We start from the raw sequence: 18,163 nt of genomic DNA on the forward strand, positions 1-18,163 counted from the left end.
GCGCCAGCGGAGCCCGGAACCCAGAGCCGTCGACACTGCTCCAGCTTGCGACGTCAGCGGTTCTGGGTTCCGGGCTCGCCTGCAGCGCCCCGGAATGACAAGCGTTGGCGGTATAAGGGGAGGCCTCGCACTGACGATTGTACGAGGTGCTACACCCTCGACCCGCGCGCGATGACAACCCCTCAATCCGGCAGCGAGAACACCACCAGCGCGTCCCCGGTCCCGAACCCCGACCCCTTCGTGAACGAAGCCCCGCCGGCCGCGACCGCGACGTACTGCTTCCCTCCGATCGCGTAGGTGATCGGCGGCCCGCCGATGCCCGCGCCGCATTGGAAGCGCCAGAGCATGGCGCCGGTCTCGGCATCGTGCGCGTCGAGATGGCCGTCGTCCTCGCCCGAGAAGACGAGGCCGCCAGCGGTGGCGAGCGTGCCGCCGGAGAGCCGGCTGCCCGCCTTCACCGACCACTTGATCGCCCCGCCGCCGGCGAGGTCCACCGCCGTCAGCGTGCTGAAGCTCGGCTCGCCCTTCGCCTCGCTGGTCTCGGTGTAGCGGATCGCCGGGCGCCCGGCCGCGGCGGGCACCGTCTTCACCGTGTAGGTCGTAGCGCCGTGTCGGACCTGTGCGAAGGCCGCGCCCGCGACGGGATCGTAGGCGACCGGGTGCCAGGAGATCGCACCGAGCGGCCCCGGGCTGACGACGGTTCCAGCCTCGGTGGGCGGCGCGTACAGGTTCTTGTGCGTGATCAGCGGCGCCGACTTGGCCAGCAGCGCGCCGGTCGTCCGGTCGTGCACGTAGATCCAGCCCGTCTTGCTCCCCTGCGCGACGGCCTTCACCGGGCCGTTCGGCCCCGGATGGTCGAGGAGGAAGGGCGGGCTCGCGACGTCGTAGCCCCATTCCTCGTGGGGCACCTGCTGGTAGTACCAGCGCAAGCGTCCCGTCGCGACGTCCAGCGCCACGAGGCTCATCGTGTAGAGGTTGTCGCCGGGCCGGGAGAGGCCGAAGTTCTGCGGCGCCGGATTGCCGGTGCCGACATAGATGAGGCCGAGCTCGCGGTCGTAGGCCGGCGTCATCCAGAGAGACCCGCCACCGACCCGCCAGGCCTCGGGGTACTTCGCGGCCGCCGCCTTCTCGGCGGCGATGTCGCGATGGAGCGGCACGCCGTCGGCGGTCTTCTCCGCGAAGACGCCCTCCCAGCCGTCCTCCTTGGTGACGTACCAGCGCCAGCGCTCGGCGCCGGTGGCGGCATCGTAGGCGGCGAGCCAGCCGCGCCGTCCGTAACCGCCCTCGATGCCGACCACCGCGCCGCCGTCGAGCCCGCCCTTGGCGTCCTCGACATGGAGCCCGTAGCCGGCGCCCGCGACCCCGACGATGACGAGGCCTTCCGCCACCAGCGGCGGCATCTTGAAGCCGAGCCGGCTCGATCCCTGCACGCCGGCCGCGCCGAGCTGGCCCGCGAGCTCGGAGGCGGTCTCGGACTCGCCCTCCTCCGGCCGCACCGCCTCATGGTCCCAGAGGACCTTGCCGGTGGCGGCATCGAGCGCGATCACCCGCCCGTCCATTGTCGCCTCGAAGACGCGGCCGTTCGAGACGGCAACCCCGCGGTTCGAGGGAGGCCCGAAGATCTTCTCGGTGCGCGCCTTGTGCGTGTAGGTCCAGAGCACCCGGCCCGTGCGCGCCTCGAGGGCCGCGACGTGGTTCTGCGTGGTAGAGAGATACATCACCCCCTCGACCACCACGGGCTCCGCCTGGAAGTAGCCGGTGACCCCGGTCTGGAAGATCCAGGCCGGACGCAGGCCCCTCACGTTGGTGCGGTCGATGGAGGTCAGCGGCGAGAAGTGCCGGTTGGTGTGGTCGCGGCCGAACATCGGCCAATCCTCGGCGCCGGCCGGGGCGGCGAGCAGGCCGCCGAAGGCGCAGGCAAGAGCGAGGCGGCGGATCGCGGCGAGCATCATGGCAGGCGGTCCCTCCCTGCGCCCTCCGGTTGATGCCGGGGCGCTTCAGGTGCAGGACCCTGACGTCTCAGGTCGGCGCGCCGAGGGCAAGAGCGGGACCGGGCGATAGCACGTCGGTCGAGCGCGTCCCCTCCCCCTTGCGGGGAGGGATTCGGGGTAAGGTCCATCAACCCTCTTTGTCATTCCGGGGCCGCGAGGCGGAGCCCGGAACCCAGAGCCGCCGACGCGGCAAGCTGGAGAACGACCTATGGTTCTGGGTTCCGGGCTCGCCTGCGGCGCCCCGGAATGACAAACGGGGGTGCTATGGAGGCGGCCCGCTGATGAACCGCTTCATCTGCGATCACCCTGTCCTTGGGGTGGAGGTGGCTGGGCGACCCTGCTGCTGCGGCCAGCGGAACCACCCCCACCTCCAACTCCTCCCCACAAGGGGGAGGAGAGTAATCCGGCCTCAGGCCGCGACGGCCCGCAGGAACCGGTCGATCTCGGCTTCGAGACCCGAGGCCACGGCCTCCACCGAGGACGCGGTCGCCTGGACCTTGGCGGCCATCTCGGCGGTGCGTTGGGCGACGTCCGTGACGGTGCCGAGGTCGCGGGCGATGGCGACCGAGGTGCTCGCCGTGTCGCCGGCGTTGCGCGAGATCTCGCCGGTGGCCGCGCCCTGCGCCGAGACGGCATCGGCGAGGTCGGCGGTGGTGGTGCTGATCGTGCCCATGCGGCCGGTCATCCGGCCGATGGCGTCGACCGCCGTGCTCGTCGAGTTCTGCACCGAGGCGATCTGGGTTGCGATCTCGTCGGTGGCCTTGGCGGTCTGGGAGGCCAGCGCCTTGACCTCGGAGGCGACGACCGCGAAACCGCGGCCGGCCTCGCCGGCGCGGGCCGCCTCGATGGTGGCGTTCAGCGCCAGCAGGTTGGTCTGCTCGGCGATGGCCCGGATCAGGCCGACGACGTCGCCGATCCGCTGCGCGGTGGTGGCGAGCTCGCCGATCTGCTTGTTGGTGGCCTCGGCCTCGCCGAAGGCGCCGTGGACCTCGCCCTTGGCCTGATCGATGCGGGCGCTGATCTCGGCGATCGAGGCGGTCAGCTCCTCGGCGGCGCTGGCCACGGTCTGGACGTTCGAGGAGGTCTCGCGCGAGCCGGCGGTGGCGCCTTCCGCGGCTCGGCAGGCCTCGCCCGAAAGGGTCGTCATGGACGCGGCGCGATCCCGCATCTCGGCCGAGCGCTCGCCGAAGGACCGGATCGCCTGCGAGACCTGGACGCGGAAGCGCTCGATCTCGCCGTCGAGATGCGCCCGACGCTTGCGCTCCTCGGCGGAGCTCTCGCGCTGGTCGGACTCCAACGCGCGGGCCTGGCGGCTAGTGTCGAGGAGGCCTTCAAGGGCGCGCGCTACCGATCCAATTTCGTCCTGGCGGTTTCCGAACTGGACCGGGCTGTCGAGGTCGCCCTCGGAGAGGCTGGTCGTGCGCTCGGCGATGACCTTCAGGGGCCGGAACAGGTGGAGGGCCGCGGCGCCGAGAACGAGGCAGGCCAGCAGGGTCACGGCGAGCGCCGTCCAGGTCATCGTCGACATCGTCCTGTCGTAGACGGCCTGAAAGTTCTCGAGCGGGATGCCGATGTAGAGGATGCCGTTGACCTTCGAGGCGGCGTCGAAGGTGGGCTGGTAGACGGTGAAGAAGTTGCGCCCGAACAGGTTGGCCGGGCCGCGATAGGTCTCGCCGCGGCGCAGGACGGCCTGTGCGGCATGGTCGGCAGCCAGGGTCGTGCCGACGGCGCGCTCGCCGTTCTCCTTCTTCACGTTGGTGATCCGGCGCACGAACTTGTCGGTCGCCGCGTCGTAGCTGAAGACCGTGGCATTGCCGCCGAGATAGGCAACGGCGCTGTCGACGATCGAGAAGTCGTTGAGGCCGGCGAGGTTCGGGGCGACGACGCGGGCGATGCGATCGCCGTCCACCTGGACGCTGGCGCCGTCGACCTTGCTGTTGAAGACCAGCGCGAGGGTCCGGAGGTTCCGGTCGCCCTCCTGAACCTGACGGAGCTCGAGCTGGGACCAGATCTGGCGGCCGGTGACCACCCACAGGATCCCGGATGTTGTGATGATCGCCGCCGCGGCGAGCATGATGATCTTGGAAGTCAGGCTGCGAAGGACGGTCATCATCAGGCTCGCGGGGAGGGTACGCCTCCGGACGGACCGAGGATGCCGCGGCGAGCTTAACTTAGACTAAAGGACACGATCTTTCTGCACGGGGTCAGGCCGTCCAGACCTGGCCGGGGCGAAGCGCCAGGAAGGTCGCCGGATCGCGGCCCGCGGCCTCGCAGGCGGCGCTCAGCGCCTCGACCGGTCGCTCGACGCCCTCGTCCGTCAGACGGAAGGTGCCCCAATGGTGGCCCAGCGCCTGACTCGCGCCCAGCAGCGCGGCGGCCTCGACGGCGTCGGTCGGGTTCATGTGCTGGGGCTGCATGAACCAGCGCGGCTCGTAGGCGCCGATCGGCAGCGTCGCGAGGCGCGGGGGGCCGAAGCGCTCGCGCGCCGCGCGGAAGATCGCGCCGTCGCCGAGCCCGGTATCGCCGGCATGGTAGTGGACGCCTGAGGCCGAGGTGATCACGTAGGCGCACCACAGCGCCATCCGGCGGTCGTTGAGGCCGCGCGCCGACCAATGGTAGGCCGGCGTCAGGTGCGCCGTGACCCCGCCGCCAAGATCGACCGAGCCGCCCCAGTCGCGGACCTCGACATGCATGGTGTCGTCGTAGGCCCGCAGGATGGCGTCGTTGCCCAGCGGCGCGACCACGAGGGGCTGGTGGCGCTGCCAGAGCAGCGCCATCGCCGGCCCGTCGAGGTGGTCGTAATGGTTGTGCGTGATCAGCACCGCGTCGATGGGCGGCAGGTCGTCGAAGGCGATCCCCGGCGGGTTGACCCGCCTCGGCCCAGCGAAAGCCACCGGGCTCGCGCGCTTGGCGAAGACGGGATCGATCAGGATGTTGCGGCCGGCGACCTGGACCAGGTAGCTCGCATGCCCGATGAGGGCGACGCGCAACCCGTCGACCCGCTCCGGCGGCTTGTCGGAGAAGGGGCTCGGGAAACGCTTCGGCCAGGGCTCGCCGGACCGGGAGAGCTGCCAGCGGATCACGTCCGTGAGGTCCTTGTCCGTCGCCTGGTCGGGGCTGTGGAAGCGGATTCCGTCGAAATGGTCGCTCTTGGGGCCGCTGTAATAGGGATTGCGGCTGCGCCGGTGGGCGGCGTAACCGACCCCGCCAAGCGTCATCACCGTGGCCGCGCTCACCGCCGCGAGAAGGCTTCGCCGTTTCATCGCTCCCGAGATGGCGGTTCGGGCGCCGCCGTCAAGCCGGTCGGCGCTCGCGCCGCAGGGCCCTACTCGGTCGGGCCGGCCGTCTCGACGAGCTCCCGGGCGAGCGCCCGGATCTTGGCCCGCGCCTCCTCCTCGACCTCGGGCTTCGTTCGATTCTCGGTCGGGACGACCACGACGCCGGTGAGGCGCCCGTGTTGACCGAGCAGGGTGAAGTTGAAGCGGCCCATGCGGCTGCGGCGAATGACGTAGTGCGGCTGCGGCAAGGCCTCGAGCCTTTCGTGAGCGTGCCTCTCCCCGATCCCCCACCCTACGGCGTCGGCCGCGCGAAAGTTTCAGGAGCCGGGGCTCACGAGCGCCAGCGAAGCTCCTGGCGCGTCAGCGGATTGCGGAACGGCCGCCCCTCCCCTTGCGCCTGCAGCATCTCGCGCTTGAGGCGGAAATACCATTGTGAGGGCAGGTCGCCCTGGCCGAACAGCACCATGGTCGGCTTACGGTCGAGGCCCGCCTGGGCGTGCTGGAGCACCTGCTGGTCCTGGGTCAGAAACTGGCGCATCAGCGGGCGGGCGACGGGCTTCAGGAGGTTGAGCCCGGGAATGTTCCAGTAGAGCGCGTTCGTCAGCATGGTGCGGTTGCGCGTCAGCGGCGTCGCGAAGGTGTAGTTGGCGACGCGCTTAGGCCCCGCCTCGATCCGCTCCAGCCGCACGCCGGGCAAGCGGAACTCGATCTCGACGGCCGGCACGCCGCCGAGCAGGCGGTAGACCGGCGAGCTCGTCGTTGTGGCGTGGCTCGTCATGACGAAGCCGTGGGGCACGGGCTGGAAGGTCTTCACCTTCTCGCGCAGCTCTTTCGAGGGCCGGAACCACCAAGAATCGTGCACGAAGGCGACGTGGCCGGGGTCGACGAGGCTCAAGGTGGTGAGGTCGAAGGAGGCCTCGACCACGAGCTCGACAACGAGGGAGCCCCGCGGCGTGAAGCCGAGCTCGGGCATGGCCGGCACGTCCGCGCCCTGCCGGCCGAGATGGCCGTTCAACCAGACGAAGCCGGCGCTCTCGCTCACGGGGAAGCGCTGGACCGCGATCTTCGAGAAATCCGCCGCGTCGGAGGCCGAGAGGGTCGGCACGTCCCGGCAGCGGCCGTCGGTGCCGAAGCGCCAGCCGTGAAAGGGGCAGGTCAGGGAGGCGCCGTCGAAGCGGCCCTTCGAGAGGGCCATGCCGCGATGCGGGCAGCGGTCGCGCAGGGCGAAGAGCGCGCCCGAAGGATCGCGGCCGACGACGATCTGCTCGCCGTTCAGCTCGACCGCGCGGAGCTTGGCGCCGCTGATGGCCTCGGCGCGGCCGACGCAGTACCAGGCGTCGCCGAGCGGCTGGCGCATGGCATCGGGATCGAGCGCCTCGTCGGGTGTCGCGGGCGGGGCCGCGCCGGTCTCCAGGGCGGAGGAATGTGCGAGCATGGGGGCGGCCTGAAGCGGAACGCCGGCGCTCGGAGCCGTCCGGCGCCCCTCGCGATGACGAGCGCGCCTCATACCCGGTGGAGGCCTGGGAGGCCAGCCGGGGTCAGCGGCGAGACAGCGCAGGCAGGGGCCTTTTCAAGCCGGCCGCGGCCACCTACCTTCGGTTCATCGCAACGAACGAAAGGAGGTGATCCAGTGTCTCATTGTCATCAGCCGCACGCACCGGCTTACCGGACCTGGACGATCGCCTCCGGCGCTTCCCTCTAGCGCCCTGGGGTCACCAACGGGTTCGGCCGGACACATGCGGTTCGGCAATGGAAGGGCCGCCCCTCGGGGCGGCCCTTCGGCTTTTCGGGAGCTTGTCGCGATGGAGCGGGCGATGGCCGTGAAGCGGATCGTGACCAACATCGCGACAGCGCGGGTCGATGCGGCCCGGGCCTTCTATGGGGACGTGCTCGGCCTCGAACTGGTCATGGATGAAGGCTGGATCCTGACCTTCGCGGCCGCCGGCGCGTCAGCGACGCCGCGGATCAGCATCGCGAGCGAGGGTGGGTCGGGCACGCTGGGGCCGGACATCTCGATCGAGGTGGACGATCTCTAAGAGGTGCTCCGCCGTCGAACGAGTCGTGATGCGTGAGGCGCTTCTACCTGCGTGACCCCTTCCGGCGACGGATCAACATCCTGGTCCACCGCGAGTGATCGAGGGTCGCAGGATTACTCCGCGGGGCTTTGCGGGTCCCGACGGAGCGCGCGCTCATGCAGGAACACGGCCACCCAGCCGAGGGCGACGGCGGCTAACGGCGTGAAGACGAAGGCGAGCAAGAACGACGCATTCATCGGCTGAGTCCTCTCAGGACGCTGTGGCCCGAGAGATGTAGGTTATCCATAAGAGAGAAACCAACGATCGATCCCGGCACAATGGCTGCGGGGGAAGCCTGAACGTCGGTCGCCGCGTAGCTTACAGCCAACCCCTCTTGTCATTCCGGGGCCGCACAGCGGAGCCTGTCCTTGGACTGGCCGAAGGCCAGATCCGGGGGGCGCCCCGAAATGACGAAGGACGGGCGAATGGAAAGCATGGAAAAGACCGTGCCGCGCCCTCTTGAGGCACAACGCACGGTCTACAAGCCTCGTCCGCTCGGCCCTGACCGGATCGATCAAACCGCCTCAGCGCTTCTGGAACAGCGGCTGGGCCAGGGCCTCGGCGCGGGCCATCCAGAGGTCGCGGTCGGCGCGGATCTCGGCGAGCTCGGCCATCTCCTCGTCGATGTGGGCGCGCAGGTTGCGGAGCTCCTGGGCGAGCACCGACTGGATCTCGTTGTAGCGGTCCGTCTCGATGCGGAGCTTCGCCTTGAGCATCAGGTTCTCGGCCATGAGCTCGGACACGTCCGGGTCGACGGCAGGCGCGTTGGCGGCGGGCGGCGGCACGATGGGTGCGGGCCGGGCCTGAACCCGCGTCGGCGTCGCCTCGCCGGAGGCCTCGGCCTGGGCGGCCGCCTCCTTCATCGCGGCGAGCCAGTCGCGCAGGGGCACGGCGGCGGGCCGGGCGCTGGTCTCGTGGTACTGGCGGGCGGGTTCCGACATCGGGCTGTCCTCGGGTTCGAGGGCATCCGATCAAAACATGCTTAACGGAGTGTAAACGTCCGGCGATTTCCGGGCGTCCCGTTTCCGGAACTTGACTTGCGGCGACCTAGAGCCTAGTCCGCGCCACTCAAATCCGACGATCCATCGTCACCGTGAACGCCGACCGGCCCCATGAGGCCGGAGGTCAACGCCCGACAGCGCGTCCGCGCCCTCGGGCGGGTTTCGCGTTGGGGACAGGGCGTCGACTCACTCGACGAACGAGCTTCATGCCCGACGCCGCCACGCCCTTGAACATCGACGATGCGGTCAACGAGACCTGCCCCTGGTCGGGCAAGCCGATCGCCGCGGATTCGCTGACCCTATACAACGGCGCCGTCGTCGGCTTCTGCAATCCCGGTTGCCGGGACAAGTTCGCGCTCGCCTTGCGCAGCTTCGAGGCCGCGCTCCAGGCCCGCCGCGTCACGAATGCGGGCCTCGACCAGTGACGATCCGCCTTTAGGGAGCGCGCATGTTCGAAGGCCTGTCCGACCGCCTTTCCGGCATCCTCTCGGGGCTCACCCGCCGCGGCGCGCTGACCGAAGCCGACGTCACGGCGGCATTGCGCGAGGTCCGTCGCGCACTGCTCGAGGCCGACGTCGCGCTCGAAGTGGTGCGCGACTTCACCGAGAAGGTCCGCGAGCGGGCGGTGGGCGCCGTCGTCGTCAAGTCGGTCACGCCCGGCCAGATGGTCGTCAAGATCGTCAACGACGAGCTCGTGGCGATGCTGGGCTCCGAAGCCGGCATCATCGATCTCAACGCCCCCTCCCCCGTCGCCATCCTGATGGTCGGCCTCCAGGGCTCGGGCAAGACCACGACGACGGCGAAGATCGCCCGGCGCCTGAACACCCGCGACAAGCGCCGCGTGCTGCTCGCCTCCCTCGACACCCGCCGCCCGGCGGCGATGGAGCAGCTCGCCGTCCTGGCGAAGCAAGTCGAGGTCGAGAGCCTGCCCATCGTCGCCGGCCAGTCGGCGCTGCAGATCGCCAAGCGGGCGATGGACGCCGCCCGCCTCGGCGGCTTCGACGTCGTCATGCTCGACACCGCCGGCCGCGTCACCGTCGACGAGGCGATGATGGCGGAGGCGGCCGAGGTGAAGGCCGCCACGAACCCGCACGAGGTGCTGCTGGTCGCCGACGCGCTCACCGGCCAGGACGCGGTGAACACCGCTCGCGCCTTCGACCAGCGGCTCGGCGTCACCGGCATCGTGCTCACCCGCATGGACGGCGATTCCCGCGGCGGCGCGGCGCTCTCGATGCGCGCGGTCACGGGCAAGCCGATCAAGCTCGTCGGCACCGGCGAGAAGGTCGACGCGCTGGAGGAGTTTCACCCCGCCCGCGTCGCCAACCGCATCCTCGGCATGGGCGACATCGTCTCGCTCGTCGAGAAGGCTGCCGAGACCATCGACCACGAGCAGGCGCTCCGCACCGCGGAGAAGATGCGCAAGGGCAAGTTCGACCTCGACGACCTGTCGATGCAGCTCGCCCAGATGGAGAAGATGGGCGGCATCGGCGGCCTGATGGGCATGCTGCCGGGCATGGGGCAGATCAAGAAGCAGGTCGAGGGCGCCAATCTCGACGAGAAGATGTTCAAGCGCCAGCGCGCCATCATCTCCTCGATGACCGCGCAGGAGCGCAAGAACCCCGACATCCTCAAGAACTCGCGCAAGAAGCGCATCGCCGCGGGGTCGGGGACGAAGGTCGAGGAGCTGAACAAGCTCCTCAAGATGCACCGGACCATGGCCGACATGATGAAGGCGATGGGCTCGGGCAAGCGCGGCATCGGCCAAGCCTTGGGCTCGATGTTCGGCTTGGGCGGCGGCGGGATGCCGGGCGGCATGCCCGGCCTGCCGCCAGGCATGCCGGAGCCGACGCCGGAGATGATCGCCGACATGCAGAAGCAGATGGGCGGCAAGCTGCCGCCGATGCCCCCAGGGCTCGGCGGCGGCGGAAAGATGCCAGGCCTTCCGGGGCTCGGCGGAGGAAAGGGCGGGTTGCCGGGCCTCGGCGGGTTCCCGTTCGGGAAGAAGAAGTAGCGGCCAAACCGGAAGGAAAGGTCGCCTGCCACCGGATGCGCGGTGGTTTGCATGAGTTCAAGCGCATCAACGTACGCGTTCAGGCAGAACGCTCATAGGAGCAAACGATGTCCCTCAAGATTCGTCTCACCCGTGGCGGCGCCAAGAAGCGCCCGTACTACCGCATCGTCGTCGCCGATGCCCGCGCCCCGCGCGACGGCCGCTTCATCGAGAAGGTCGGCGTCTACGACCCGATGAAGGCCAAGGACGATCCGGCCCGGATCGTGCTGGAGAACGAGAAGATTTCGGCTTGGCTCGCCAAGGGCGCCCAGCCGACGGACCGCGTCCTGCGCTTCCTCGACGCCGCCGGCCTCGCCAAGCGCCCGGCCCGCAACAACCCGCAGAAGGCCGAGCCCGGCGAGAAGGCCAAGGAGCGCGCCGCCAAGCGCGCCGAGAAGGCCGCAGCGCCCGCCGCCGAGGACGCGGCGTAAGCGCGGATGTCCCCTCCCCCTTGCGGGGAGGGGTTCGGGGTGGGGGTGGCTGGGTGACCCTGCCGCTCACCAAGTGGAACCACCCCCACCTCCATCTCCTCCCCACAAGGGGGAGGAGCGGCGCCTAAGCTTAGAGAGCGGTATCGCACGATGGCTCGCCGCCCTACAGGATCGAATCCGTCCGGTGACGGCGGACGCCGCGCCCGAACGAGCCGTCTCGACGCGAGTACCCCGACCTCGGCCCGCCCCCCCAAGCCCGAGCCCGAGGCGCCGTTGCCCCCGACCGACCCCACCCTCGTCCGGATGGGCGAGTTCGGCCGCGCGCAGGGGCTCAACGGCGAGGTCCGGCTCAAATCCTACACGGCCGATCCCGCCGCGATCGCGACCTACGGCCCCCTCCTCACGGCCGACGGGCGCCGGATCGAGCTGACGAGCGTCCGCTCCGTCAGCGGCGACATCCTCGTCGCCCGGGTCAAGGGCGTGGGCGACCGGAATGCGGCCGAGGCGCTGAACCGGGTCGCGCTGTTCCTCCCCCGCGAGCGCCTCGGCGAGGCCGCCGAGGAGGACGAGTTCTTCGCCGCCGACCTCGTCGGCCTCGACGTGGTGGACCGGGATGGCGTCCCCCTCGGCACCGTCACCGACGTGCCGAATTACGGCGGCGGCGATCTCCTGGAGATCCGCCCGGCCGCGGGCCGCGTCACCGCCCTCCTCCCCTTCACCAAGGCCTTCGTCCCGAGCCTTGACCTGGCGAATGGCCGCATCACCATCGATCCGCCCGAGGACCTGTTCGCCCCGCCCGGCCCGAAGCCGCCGGACGAACCCACCTGAGCCCTCAGCGCCCGACGATCCGCGGGGCGATCGAAGCCGCAAGCGTCCTGGCGTTCTTCGAGGCGACCGCCTGCCCACCGGCGAGGGAGCGGATCGTCAGAAGGTCGCCGTCCCGCAGGAGGATCGCGGTCGAGCCCGCCGTCGAGCCGATGGCGTAGGTCGTGATCCAGCCCACCGCCGGCGCCACCGAGATGGCGGAGAGGCGGCAATCCGGGCTTCGCGCCTGGCAGATCGCCTCCATCCGCGCCATCGTCGTCTGGCCCGATCGCACCCGACCCTCGGTGCCGTCGTCCTGCCGGCCGAGCAGGATGTCGATCATGGGCGCGCCCTCGCATTCGGGGCAGGTCAGGGTGAGCCGCTTCGGCTCGGCGCGCGCGACGAAGCGTCGGTCGAGGGCCGCACGCGCCTCGGCCTCGATCGTCGTGAGGTCTCGGACGGCGAACCCCTCGGCCCGGGCCGCGCCGCCCGCGAGGCAGAGAAGGACGAGGACGAGGCTGCGCATGCGGAGATCTCCCGGAGAGGCAGGATGGCGTAAGTGGGAACCCCCGACCCTTCATACCGCCCGCTTCCGGCCCGCACGAGGCTGCCGTCAACGGGCCCGCATCGCTTCGCGCCGCCTGTCCCAGCCAATCTCCCTTGAGGAGGCCATCCACGGCCGGTTCGAAGCCTCGTGCTGGCAAGTTGCGAGAAGGGGTCGTAACCCCGGGGCGATCCCGCCGAGGCCAGCATCATGAGACGCTCGTGGCAACTCACCTTCGGCCTCCTGCTCACGGCGCTCGCGGGATACATCGATGCAATCGGGTTCATCCAGCTCAGCGGCCTCTACACGTCGTTCATGAGCGGCAACACCACGCAGCTGGGCGTGTCCGTCTCCCACGGCGCGCTGGGTCAAGCCGTCATGCCGGCGGTCTTGATCGCCACGTTCCTGATCGGCTCGACGATCGCCAGCGGGTTGTCGATCGTCACGCCCGCCCCCTGGAAGACGGCGGCCGTGCTGGCCTACGAGGCCATCCTCCTCGTGGGCGCCTTCGCCCTCGGGCTTCAACTGCCCCAGCTGAGCCTGGCGTCGTTCTTCCTGGCTCTTGCCATGGGTGCGCAGAACGCCGTCCTCGGCTCCGTGCAAGGCTTCCGCGCGGGAACGACCTTCATCACCGGGGCGCTGTTCAGCCTGGGTCAGAAGCTGGCCGCAGCCTTCACCAAGACGGGGCCGCCCTCGGGTTGGATCGGCGATGCGGCGGTCTGGCTGGCCCTGCTGATCGGCGCGGTCGCCGGCGCTGCCGTCTACGATAGGCTCGGGATCTTCGCGCTCGTCTTCCCCGCCGGCCTCACGGTCTGCCTCGCCGTCATGGCCGCGCTGTTTGCCAGGACGCATCGCGCCGATGCGTGAGGGGGCAGCGTATGGCCGGTGGCCTGAACCGTCCCGTGACATCACAGCCGCTTCGGCGGTAACGGGGAAGGTGCCGGCCCTCATCACCAGGTGTGGATGGGCGATCTTGCCACTCCTCACACGAGTTCGAAGGATTTCATGTTCGAGTGGATCGTAGATGTCCTGGCGAAGGCAGGCTACCTCGGCGTCGCGCTCCTGATGCTCGCCGAGAACCTGTTTCCGCCGATTCCCTCGGAGCTCATCATGCCCCTGGCCGGCTTCGTCGCCGCGCGGGGCGACATGAGCCTGATCGGCGTCATCGCGGCGGGGACCCTCGGGTCGGTGCTCGGTGCCCTGCCCTGGTACTGGGCCGGACGAAAGTTCGGTCCCGAGCGGCTGAAGCGCCTCGCGGGTCGTCACGGACGCTGGCTGACCGTCTCCCCGGGGGAGGTGGACCGGGCGCGGACGTGGTTCGACCGGCGCGGACGCGTCGGCGTGCTCCTGGGCCGGCTCGTTCCCGCGGTCCGCACGCTGATCTCCGTGCCGGCGGGCCTGGCCGCCATGCCCATGCTCCCGTTCCTCGTCTACTCCACCATCGGAACGCTCGTCTGGACCACGCTGCTGGCCGTCGCGGGCTATTGGCTGCAGGATCGCTACGAGCAGGTTTCCGCCTATCTCGACCCGGTCTCCAAGGGCGTCGTCGGGCTGATCGTCCTGACGTACCTCTACCGCGTGGTCACGTGGCGGCCCGATGCCGCGCAGGTCGATCCGGATCGGCAGCCTTGACGCGTGCGCAGGGGCAACCCGGCCGGCGCGTGGTCAGGAGCGCGGGACGTCCTTTCCGAAAACCCCTAGGCGCACCGCGTCCACGGTCGAGGAGACCACAGCCCCGAGATGGCGGCCGATCGGTTCGGGCCTGGCCGGGTCGAGGGCCTGGTTCGCGGCGAGCGCGCGCTCGGCGGCCGCGAGGGGCTCGGGCGTGAGCGGAACCAGCGTGCGCCCCGGGACCAGTCTCAGCGCCTCGATCATGGCCACCTGCGACTCCCCCTTCCGGGCCTCGACGGCGGCTACCTCCGAGGCCGTCGTGCCGAGATGCTCGGCCAGAAGATCGTGCCGAACGTCGCGAATGCTCCGCTCGATCCCCTCGGCGCCCGCGGCCTCGACCACGAGGTCGCACTCCGTGTCCAGGCCCATCGACCGGTTGTTGAGGTTCGACGAGCCGACCTTCAGGATCTGATCGTCGACGATCAGGATCTTGGCATGGACGTAGATCGGCGTCCCGTTCGCGGTGACGGGATAGTAGATCCTGAATCGATCCGCGTGATCCGCCTCGTCGATCTGCTCCAGGATCAGGCTTCGGGCCGAGCCCATGACCTGCTCCTCGAGCCAGCCTTCGGCCGTCAGCGGGTTGATGATCACGATCTCCGGCCCGCGGGGCTCCCGAAGACGCTCCATGATGGCGCGGGACACGATGTCGGAGGCGAAGTACTGGCTCTCGATGTAGATCCATCGCCGCGCCCGGCCGATGGCGGCGAGGAGAAACGCCTCGATCTCGCGCGCCTCTCCCTCGTCGCCGTGGGCGGGCTGGGACCTGGCGACGCCGACCTCGACCTGCGTGAAGGTCGCTGGCAGGTCCCCGGGCCAGCGATCCTCGGATGGCCGCGACGGCGGCGTGAGGTCCTCGCCCGTCGCCTGCTTCCATCGCAGGCGCGCAAGATCACCCAGCGCGCGGGCGGCCTCCCCGTCGACGGCCGTCGTGGCGTCGTGCCAGGGCGGCTGCGCGAAGCCCCAGGGGCTCTTGCGGCGCGCATCCTCGTCGAGGTGCTGGCGCGTGTCCCAGCGCCCGACCGTGATGTCGATGCCCCCGCAGAAGGCGATGGCATCGTCGATGACGACGATCTTCTGGTGATGGCAGGCGCCGACGGGATGGACCCGGTCGAGCTGCAGGTGGATGCGCTCGTCCGTCATCCAGTCGAGGACGAACAGCGGCGTGGTCCCGCGGCCGAGCGTCTGCAGGAGGCCGAGGTCCCACTTGAGGACGTGGATGTCGAGCTCGGGCCGGCGGTCGACGAGGGCGTCGATGAATGGCCCCAGCGTGGTGGGCCACTCGCCATCCTCATCGATCGTGAGCGCCACGCGGGTGTCGAAATCCCAGCCGATCAGGAGGATGCACTCCCGCGCCTGGATCATCGCGCGCCTGAGCGTCGTGAAGTAGTCTGCGGCATCGACGATCAGGGCGAAGCGGTCGGCCCGGGCGATGCGCCAGCAGGTCCGCCCGAGGTCGAGCGTCGATGTCATTCCCGACAAATCCTGCACACCAGTCCTGCCTCGTGACGAAGGATGTTCAACGCCTTCGATGAACCTACGGTCGACGTTCCGAACCGCCTTGCGCTCGCTTTCCCGAGGCCGGCGTCCAGTCCGCCTCGCAGGCCTATGGTCCACAACATGTCGGAGTCATGAACCCGGCGCTCTCGATCGGCCCGCTCGCTCCCCACCGAACACCCCAGGATCTTGCCCATGGCGGCGGTCGCCGGTGGAGGTGCACGTTGAAAGCGGAGCCTCGTGAAAGGCAATCCATCCTTCGAAGCGGCGACGGGAGGCATGCGGGCGAAGGTGGCAGGGTGCAGGCCGAGCACCACGCTGGCGGGCAGCGGGGTCGCGCGGCGTCCCGGTCACCGGCGCGCAAGCACCTCGCGCACGCCGGTCCAGCGCAGCCCGGGGTAGCGCCCGTTGTCGAGCGGGTCGAGCTTGCCGCGACCGCTGAACATGTCGCGCAGGTACTGCATGCCCTGCCAGGCCGGGAAGACCTGCCCTCCCCCGGGTGCCAGGAGACGGGCGGCGCTGATCATCATGTCGAGGCTGCCCAAGCCGCCGACCCGCAGCGTCTTGAAGCGCTCCCCCATCGCTTCGCCGGCCGCTCGCGCCAGGCCCTCGGCGCTGACGACCTCGCCGGCGATACGCAGGATACGCGGCGCGTCAGCGTCGAGGGCGGCCGCCGCGGTGTAGGCGGCGATGTCGTCCATGGTGGTGAAATCGAGGGGCTGGTCCGCCGAGCCCCAGTAGAGCACGCGCCGCCACCGGAACTGGATCAGCGGCATCGTGCCCGTCAGCATGTCCATGAAGCCGCCGTTCAGGACGGATGTCGCCCGCAGCGGCGCGCCGTCCAGGCGTTCGTGGAAGGCACGGCGCAGATCGAGGTTGCGGTTGCCGCCCGGCTCCGTCTTGGTGAAGTCGAGCGCGAAGTCGGACGGGATGAAGCGCGGCACGCCGGCCGCAACCGCCGCGTTCAACAGCGCCGTCTGGCTGCCGATGATGGTCTCCTCCAGGCCGTTCAGGGCCGAGACGACGCAGACCGTGCCCTTGCACGCCTGCGCCAGCTCCGCCGCATCCAGCAAGTTCGCCGGGACCACCTTCGCTCCGGCCTGCTCGAGCGGTGCGAGCCGGTCCGCGCTCGTCCCCGGCCGCACCAACGCCCTCACCGTTGCACCCTGCCGGACGAGCGCCTGCGCGATGCGCAAGCCGAGGCCGCCAGTCGCCCCTGCAAGCACCACCTCGGAATGAGCCCCGTCTGCCATGCCCTGCCTCGCTGTTCTGGTCCCTCACGGCGAGGTAGGTCGTTCCGGTCCTGTCGTGCAGGGCCTGCTCTCGGCACAGTTCGTTGCGGATCTGGAATACGCCGCGCATCGACGTGAGCGACCTTCGTGCCTTCACCCGCATCGCCGACCTGGCCAGTGTCGCGTCAAGCATCGACGCCCGGGCATGACCGGCCCGTCTCAGGCCGGCGCCTTTCTGCGTGAGGAGAGCAGCAGGACGATCGTCCCCAGCGCCATGCAGACGAGGGTGCCGGCGAGCACGCCGATCTTGGTCTCGGCCTCGCGCTCCGGGGAGCCGGCGAAGGCCAGCAGCCCGATGAACAGGCTCATGGTGAAGCCGATGCCGCAGAGCAGGGAAACCCCGTAGATCTGGCCCCAGCTCGCATGGGCCGGCTTCTGGGCGAGGCCAAGTTTGACGATCGCCACCACGAAGCCGAACACGCCGATCTGCTTGCCCAGGAACAGCCCCAGCGCGACGCCGAGGGTCACGGGATCGCGCAGCATCTCGCCGGTGACGCCGGCGAGCGACACGCCGGCATTGGCGAAGCCGAAGATCGGCAGGACGAGGAAGGCCGACCAGGGATGCAGCCCGTGTTCGAGCCGGTGCAGGGGCGAGGTGACGTCCTCCGGGCGGCCGGGGCTGGCGCGCAGCGGAATGGTCATGGCGAGCAGCACGCCGGCCACCGTGGCGTGCACACCCGATCTCAGCACGAAGACCCAGAGAACGAGGCCGAGCGCGAGGTAGACCGGCAGCCGCGTCACCCCGGCCCGGTTCAGGCCGAGGAGCACGGCCAGGACCAGGGCGGCGGCCCCCAGCATCCCGACCGAGAGGTCGGCCGTGTAGAACACGGCGATGATGAGGACCGCGCCGAGGTCGTCCACGATGGCGAGCGCGGTGAGGAAGATCTTGAGCGAGACCGGCACCCGGGAGCCGAGGAGCGCCAGCACGCCGAGCGCGAAGGCGATGTCGGTGGCCGCTGGGATCGCCCAGCCGCGCAGGGTCTCGGGCGAGGACCAGTTGACGGCGGTATAGACCAGCGCGGGTCCGGCCATGCCGCCGAGGGCGGCGACGCCGGGCAGGATGCGGTCGGGCCAGGTGCGCAGGCGGCCGTCGAGGAGCTCGCGCTTGATCTCGAGCCCGACGAGCAGGAAGAACAGGGCCATGAGGGCGTCGTTGACCCAGTGCAGCAGGCTCAGGGGCCCGACATAGGTCTGGAGCAGGGCGAAGTACCCGGGCGCGAGGGCCGAGTTGGCCACGACGAGCGCCAGGGCGGCGCTCGCCATGAGGACGAGGCCGCCGCTCGCCTCGTTGGTGAGCAGGCTGCGCAGCACGGACGCAGGGCGAGGATATTGCCGCATCGGCACAGGTCTCCACCGCTGGCGGCCCGACCAGCGCGAAGACCTGCCGATCCTGGCAGGACCGTGCACCCGGCGCGCGTATGGCATCAACGGATGACGCCCGCAACAACACCGGGTGAGCCTTCGGGGCTTCAAACTCGGGTTAACGGCGATGTCCGCAACGGAACGAAGTCCAACTCCGTCATTCCGGG

17 protein-coding genes and 1 pseudogene are annotated in these 18,163 nt (G+C 70.0%); 7 read left to right on the top strand and 11 right to left on the bottom strand.

What is annotated here, in order from left to right:
• Positions 1-182: 182 nt before the first annotated feature.
• From MFF55_RS12425 to MFF55_RS12445, 5 genes are all read right to left on the bottom strand, one after another.
• Entirely contained in the window at positions 183-1,949 is a 1,767-nt protein-coding gene (locus MFF55_RS12425) for a pyrroloquinoline quinone-dependent dehydrogenase (RefSeq protein ID WP_238244425.1), read from the bottom strand.
• A gap of 451 nt (positions 1,950-2,400) precedes the next feature.
• On the bottom strand, positions 2,401-4,104 hold the full coding sequence (locus tag MFF55_RS12430) for a methyl-accepting chemotaxis protein (RefSeq protein WP_238244405.1): 1,704 nt from the start codon (positions 4,102-4,104) through the stop codon (positions 2,401-2,403).
• Positions 4,105-4,195: 91 nt separating this feature from the next.
• The gene (locus MFF55_RS12435) at positions 4,196-5,254 is read right to left on the bottom strand and encodes an MBL fold metallo-hydrolase (protein ID WP_238244406.1); all 1,059 of its coding nucleotides are present in this window, start codon (positions 5,252-5,254) and stop codon (positions 4,196-4,198) included.
• Between the two features lie 62 nt (positions 5,255-5,316).
• Entirely contained in the window at positions 5,317-5,517 is a 201-nt protein-coding gene (locus MFF55_RS12440) for a hypothetical protein (protein ID WP_238244407.1), read from the bottom strand.
• 83 nt (positions 5,518-5,600) lie between these two features.
• Positions 5,601-6,704: an aromatic ring-hydroxylating oxygenase subunit alpha gene (locus MFF55_RS12445; protein ID WP_373874796.1), complete on the bottom strand. Its 1,104-nt coding sequence runs from the start codon at positions 6,702-6,704 to the stop codon at positions 5,601-5,603.
• Positions 6,705-7,083: 379 nt separating this feature from the next.
• Between MFF55_RS12445 and MFF55_RS12450 the strand changes: the two are divergent.
• Positions 7,084-7,403: pseudogene (locus MFF55_RS12450) on the top strand (VOC family protein).
• A 15-nt stretch (positions 7,404-7,418) separates the two neighbouring features.
• Here the strand turns inward: MFF55_RS12450 and MFF55_RS26815 are convergent.
• Together MFF55_RS26815 and MFF55_RS12455 are read right to left on the bottom strand one after the other, a co-directional pair.
• Positions 7,419-7,541, bottom strand: coding sequence for a hypothetical protein (locus tag MFF55_RS26815; protein ID WP_283206732.1), 123 nt, complete (start codon positions 7,539-7,541; stop codon positions 7,419-7,421).
• 327 nt (positions 7,542-7,868) lie between these two features.
• Positions 7,869-8,285 carry a hypothetical protein gene (locus MFF55_RS12455; protein WP_238244408.1) on the bottom strand — a complete coding sequence of 139 codons (417 nt, stop codon included), beginning with the start codon at positions 8,283-8,285 and terminating at the stop codon, positions 7,869-7,871.
• Between the two features lie 266 nt (positions 8,286-8,551).
• Between MFF55_RS12455 and MFF55_RS12460 the strand changes: the two genes are divergently transcribed.
• The 4 genes from MFF55_RS12460 to rimM all read left to right on the top strand — a co-directional run bounded on the left by MFF55_RS12460 (position 8,552) and on the right by rimM (position 11,654).
• Entirely contained in the window at positions 8,552-8,770 is a 219-nt protein-coding gene (locus MFF55_RS12460; RefSeq protein ID WP_238244409.1) for an eL24 family ribosomal protein, read from the top strand.
• Positions 8,771-8,793: 23 nt separating this feature from the next.
• Positions 8,794-10,356, top strand: coding sequence for a signal recognition particle protein (gene ffh, locus MFF55_RS12465; protein ID WP_238244410.1), 1,563 nt, complete (start codon positions 8,794-8,796; stop codon positions 10,354-10,356).
• 107 nt (positions 10,357-10,463) lie between these two features.
• Complete coding sequence (rpsP, locus tag MFF55_RS12470; RefSeq protein ID WP_238244411.1) at positions 10,464-10,826, top strand: 30S ribosomal protein S16; 363 nt, start codon at positions 10,464-10,466, stop codon at positions 10,824-10,826.
• Positions 10,827-10,976: 150 nt separating this feature from the next.
• A complete protein-coding gene (gene rimM, locus MFF55_RS12475) occupies positions 10,977-11,654 on the top strand; it encodes a ribosome maturation factor RimM (protein WP_238244412.1) in 678 nt (225 codons plus the stop codon).
• 4 nt (positions 11,655-11,658) lie between these two features.
• Here rimM and MFF55_RS12480 read toward each other — a convergent pair whose 3' ends face one another.
• On the bottom strand, positions 11,659-12,156 hold the full coding sequence (locus MFF55_RS12480; protein WP_238244413.1) for a hypothetical protein: 498 nt from the start codon (positions 12,154-12,156) through the stop codon (positions 11,659-11,661).
• A 228-nt stretch (positions 12,157-12,384) separates the two neighbouring features.
• On the opposite strand from MFF55_RS12480, the gene MFF55_RS12485 reads away from it, so the two are divergent.
• A complete protein-coding gene (locus MFF55_RS12485; protein ID WP_238244414.1) occupies positions 12,385-13,041 on the top strand; it encodes a YoaK family protein in 657 nt (218 codons plus the stop codon).
• 138 nt (positions 13,042-13,179) lie between these two features.
• The gene (locus MFF55_RS12490; RefSeq protein ID WP_238244415.1) at positions 13,180-13,806 is read left to right on the top strand and encodes a DedA family protein; all 627 of its coding nucleotides are present in this window, start codon (positions 13,180-13,182) and stop codon (positions 13,804-13,806) included.
• 33 nt (positions 13,807-13,839) lie between these two features.
• Here MFF55_RS12490 and MFF55_RS12495 read toward each other — a convergent pair whose 3' ends face one another.
• The 3 genes from MFF55_RS12495 to nhaA form a co-directional block, all read right to left on the bottom strand.
• The gene (locus MFF55_RS12495) at positions 13,840-15,318 is read right to left on the bottom strand and encodes a phospholipase D-like domain-containing protein (RefSeq protein ID WP_238244416.1); all 1,479 of its coding nucleotides are present in this window, start codon (positions 15,316-15,318) and stop codon (positions 13,840-13,842) included.
• Positions 15,319-15,692: 374 nt separating this feature from the next.
• Complete coding sequence (locus MFF55_RS12500; protein WP_238244417.1) at positions 15,693-16,595, bottom strand: NmrA family NAD(P)-binding protein; 903 nt, start codon at positions 16,593-16,595, stop codon at positions 15,693-15,695.
• A 198-nt stretch (positions 16,596-16,793) separates the two neighbouring features.
• Positions 16,794-17,972: a Na+/H+ antiporter NhaA gene (gene nhaA, locus MFF55_RS12505; RefSeq protein WP_238244418.1), complete on the bottom strand. Its 1,179-nt coding sequence runs from the start codon at positions 17,970-17,972 to the stop codon at positions 16,794-16,796.
• Positions 17,973-18,163: the final 191 nt, after the last annotated feature.

The organism is Methylobacterium iners, from assembly GCF_022179305.1.
Lineage (GTDB): Bacteria > Pseudomonadota > Alphaproteobacteria > Rhizobiales > Beijerinckiaceae > Methylobacterium > Methylobacterium iners.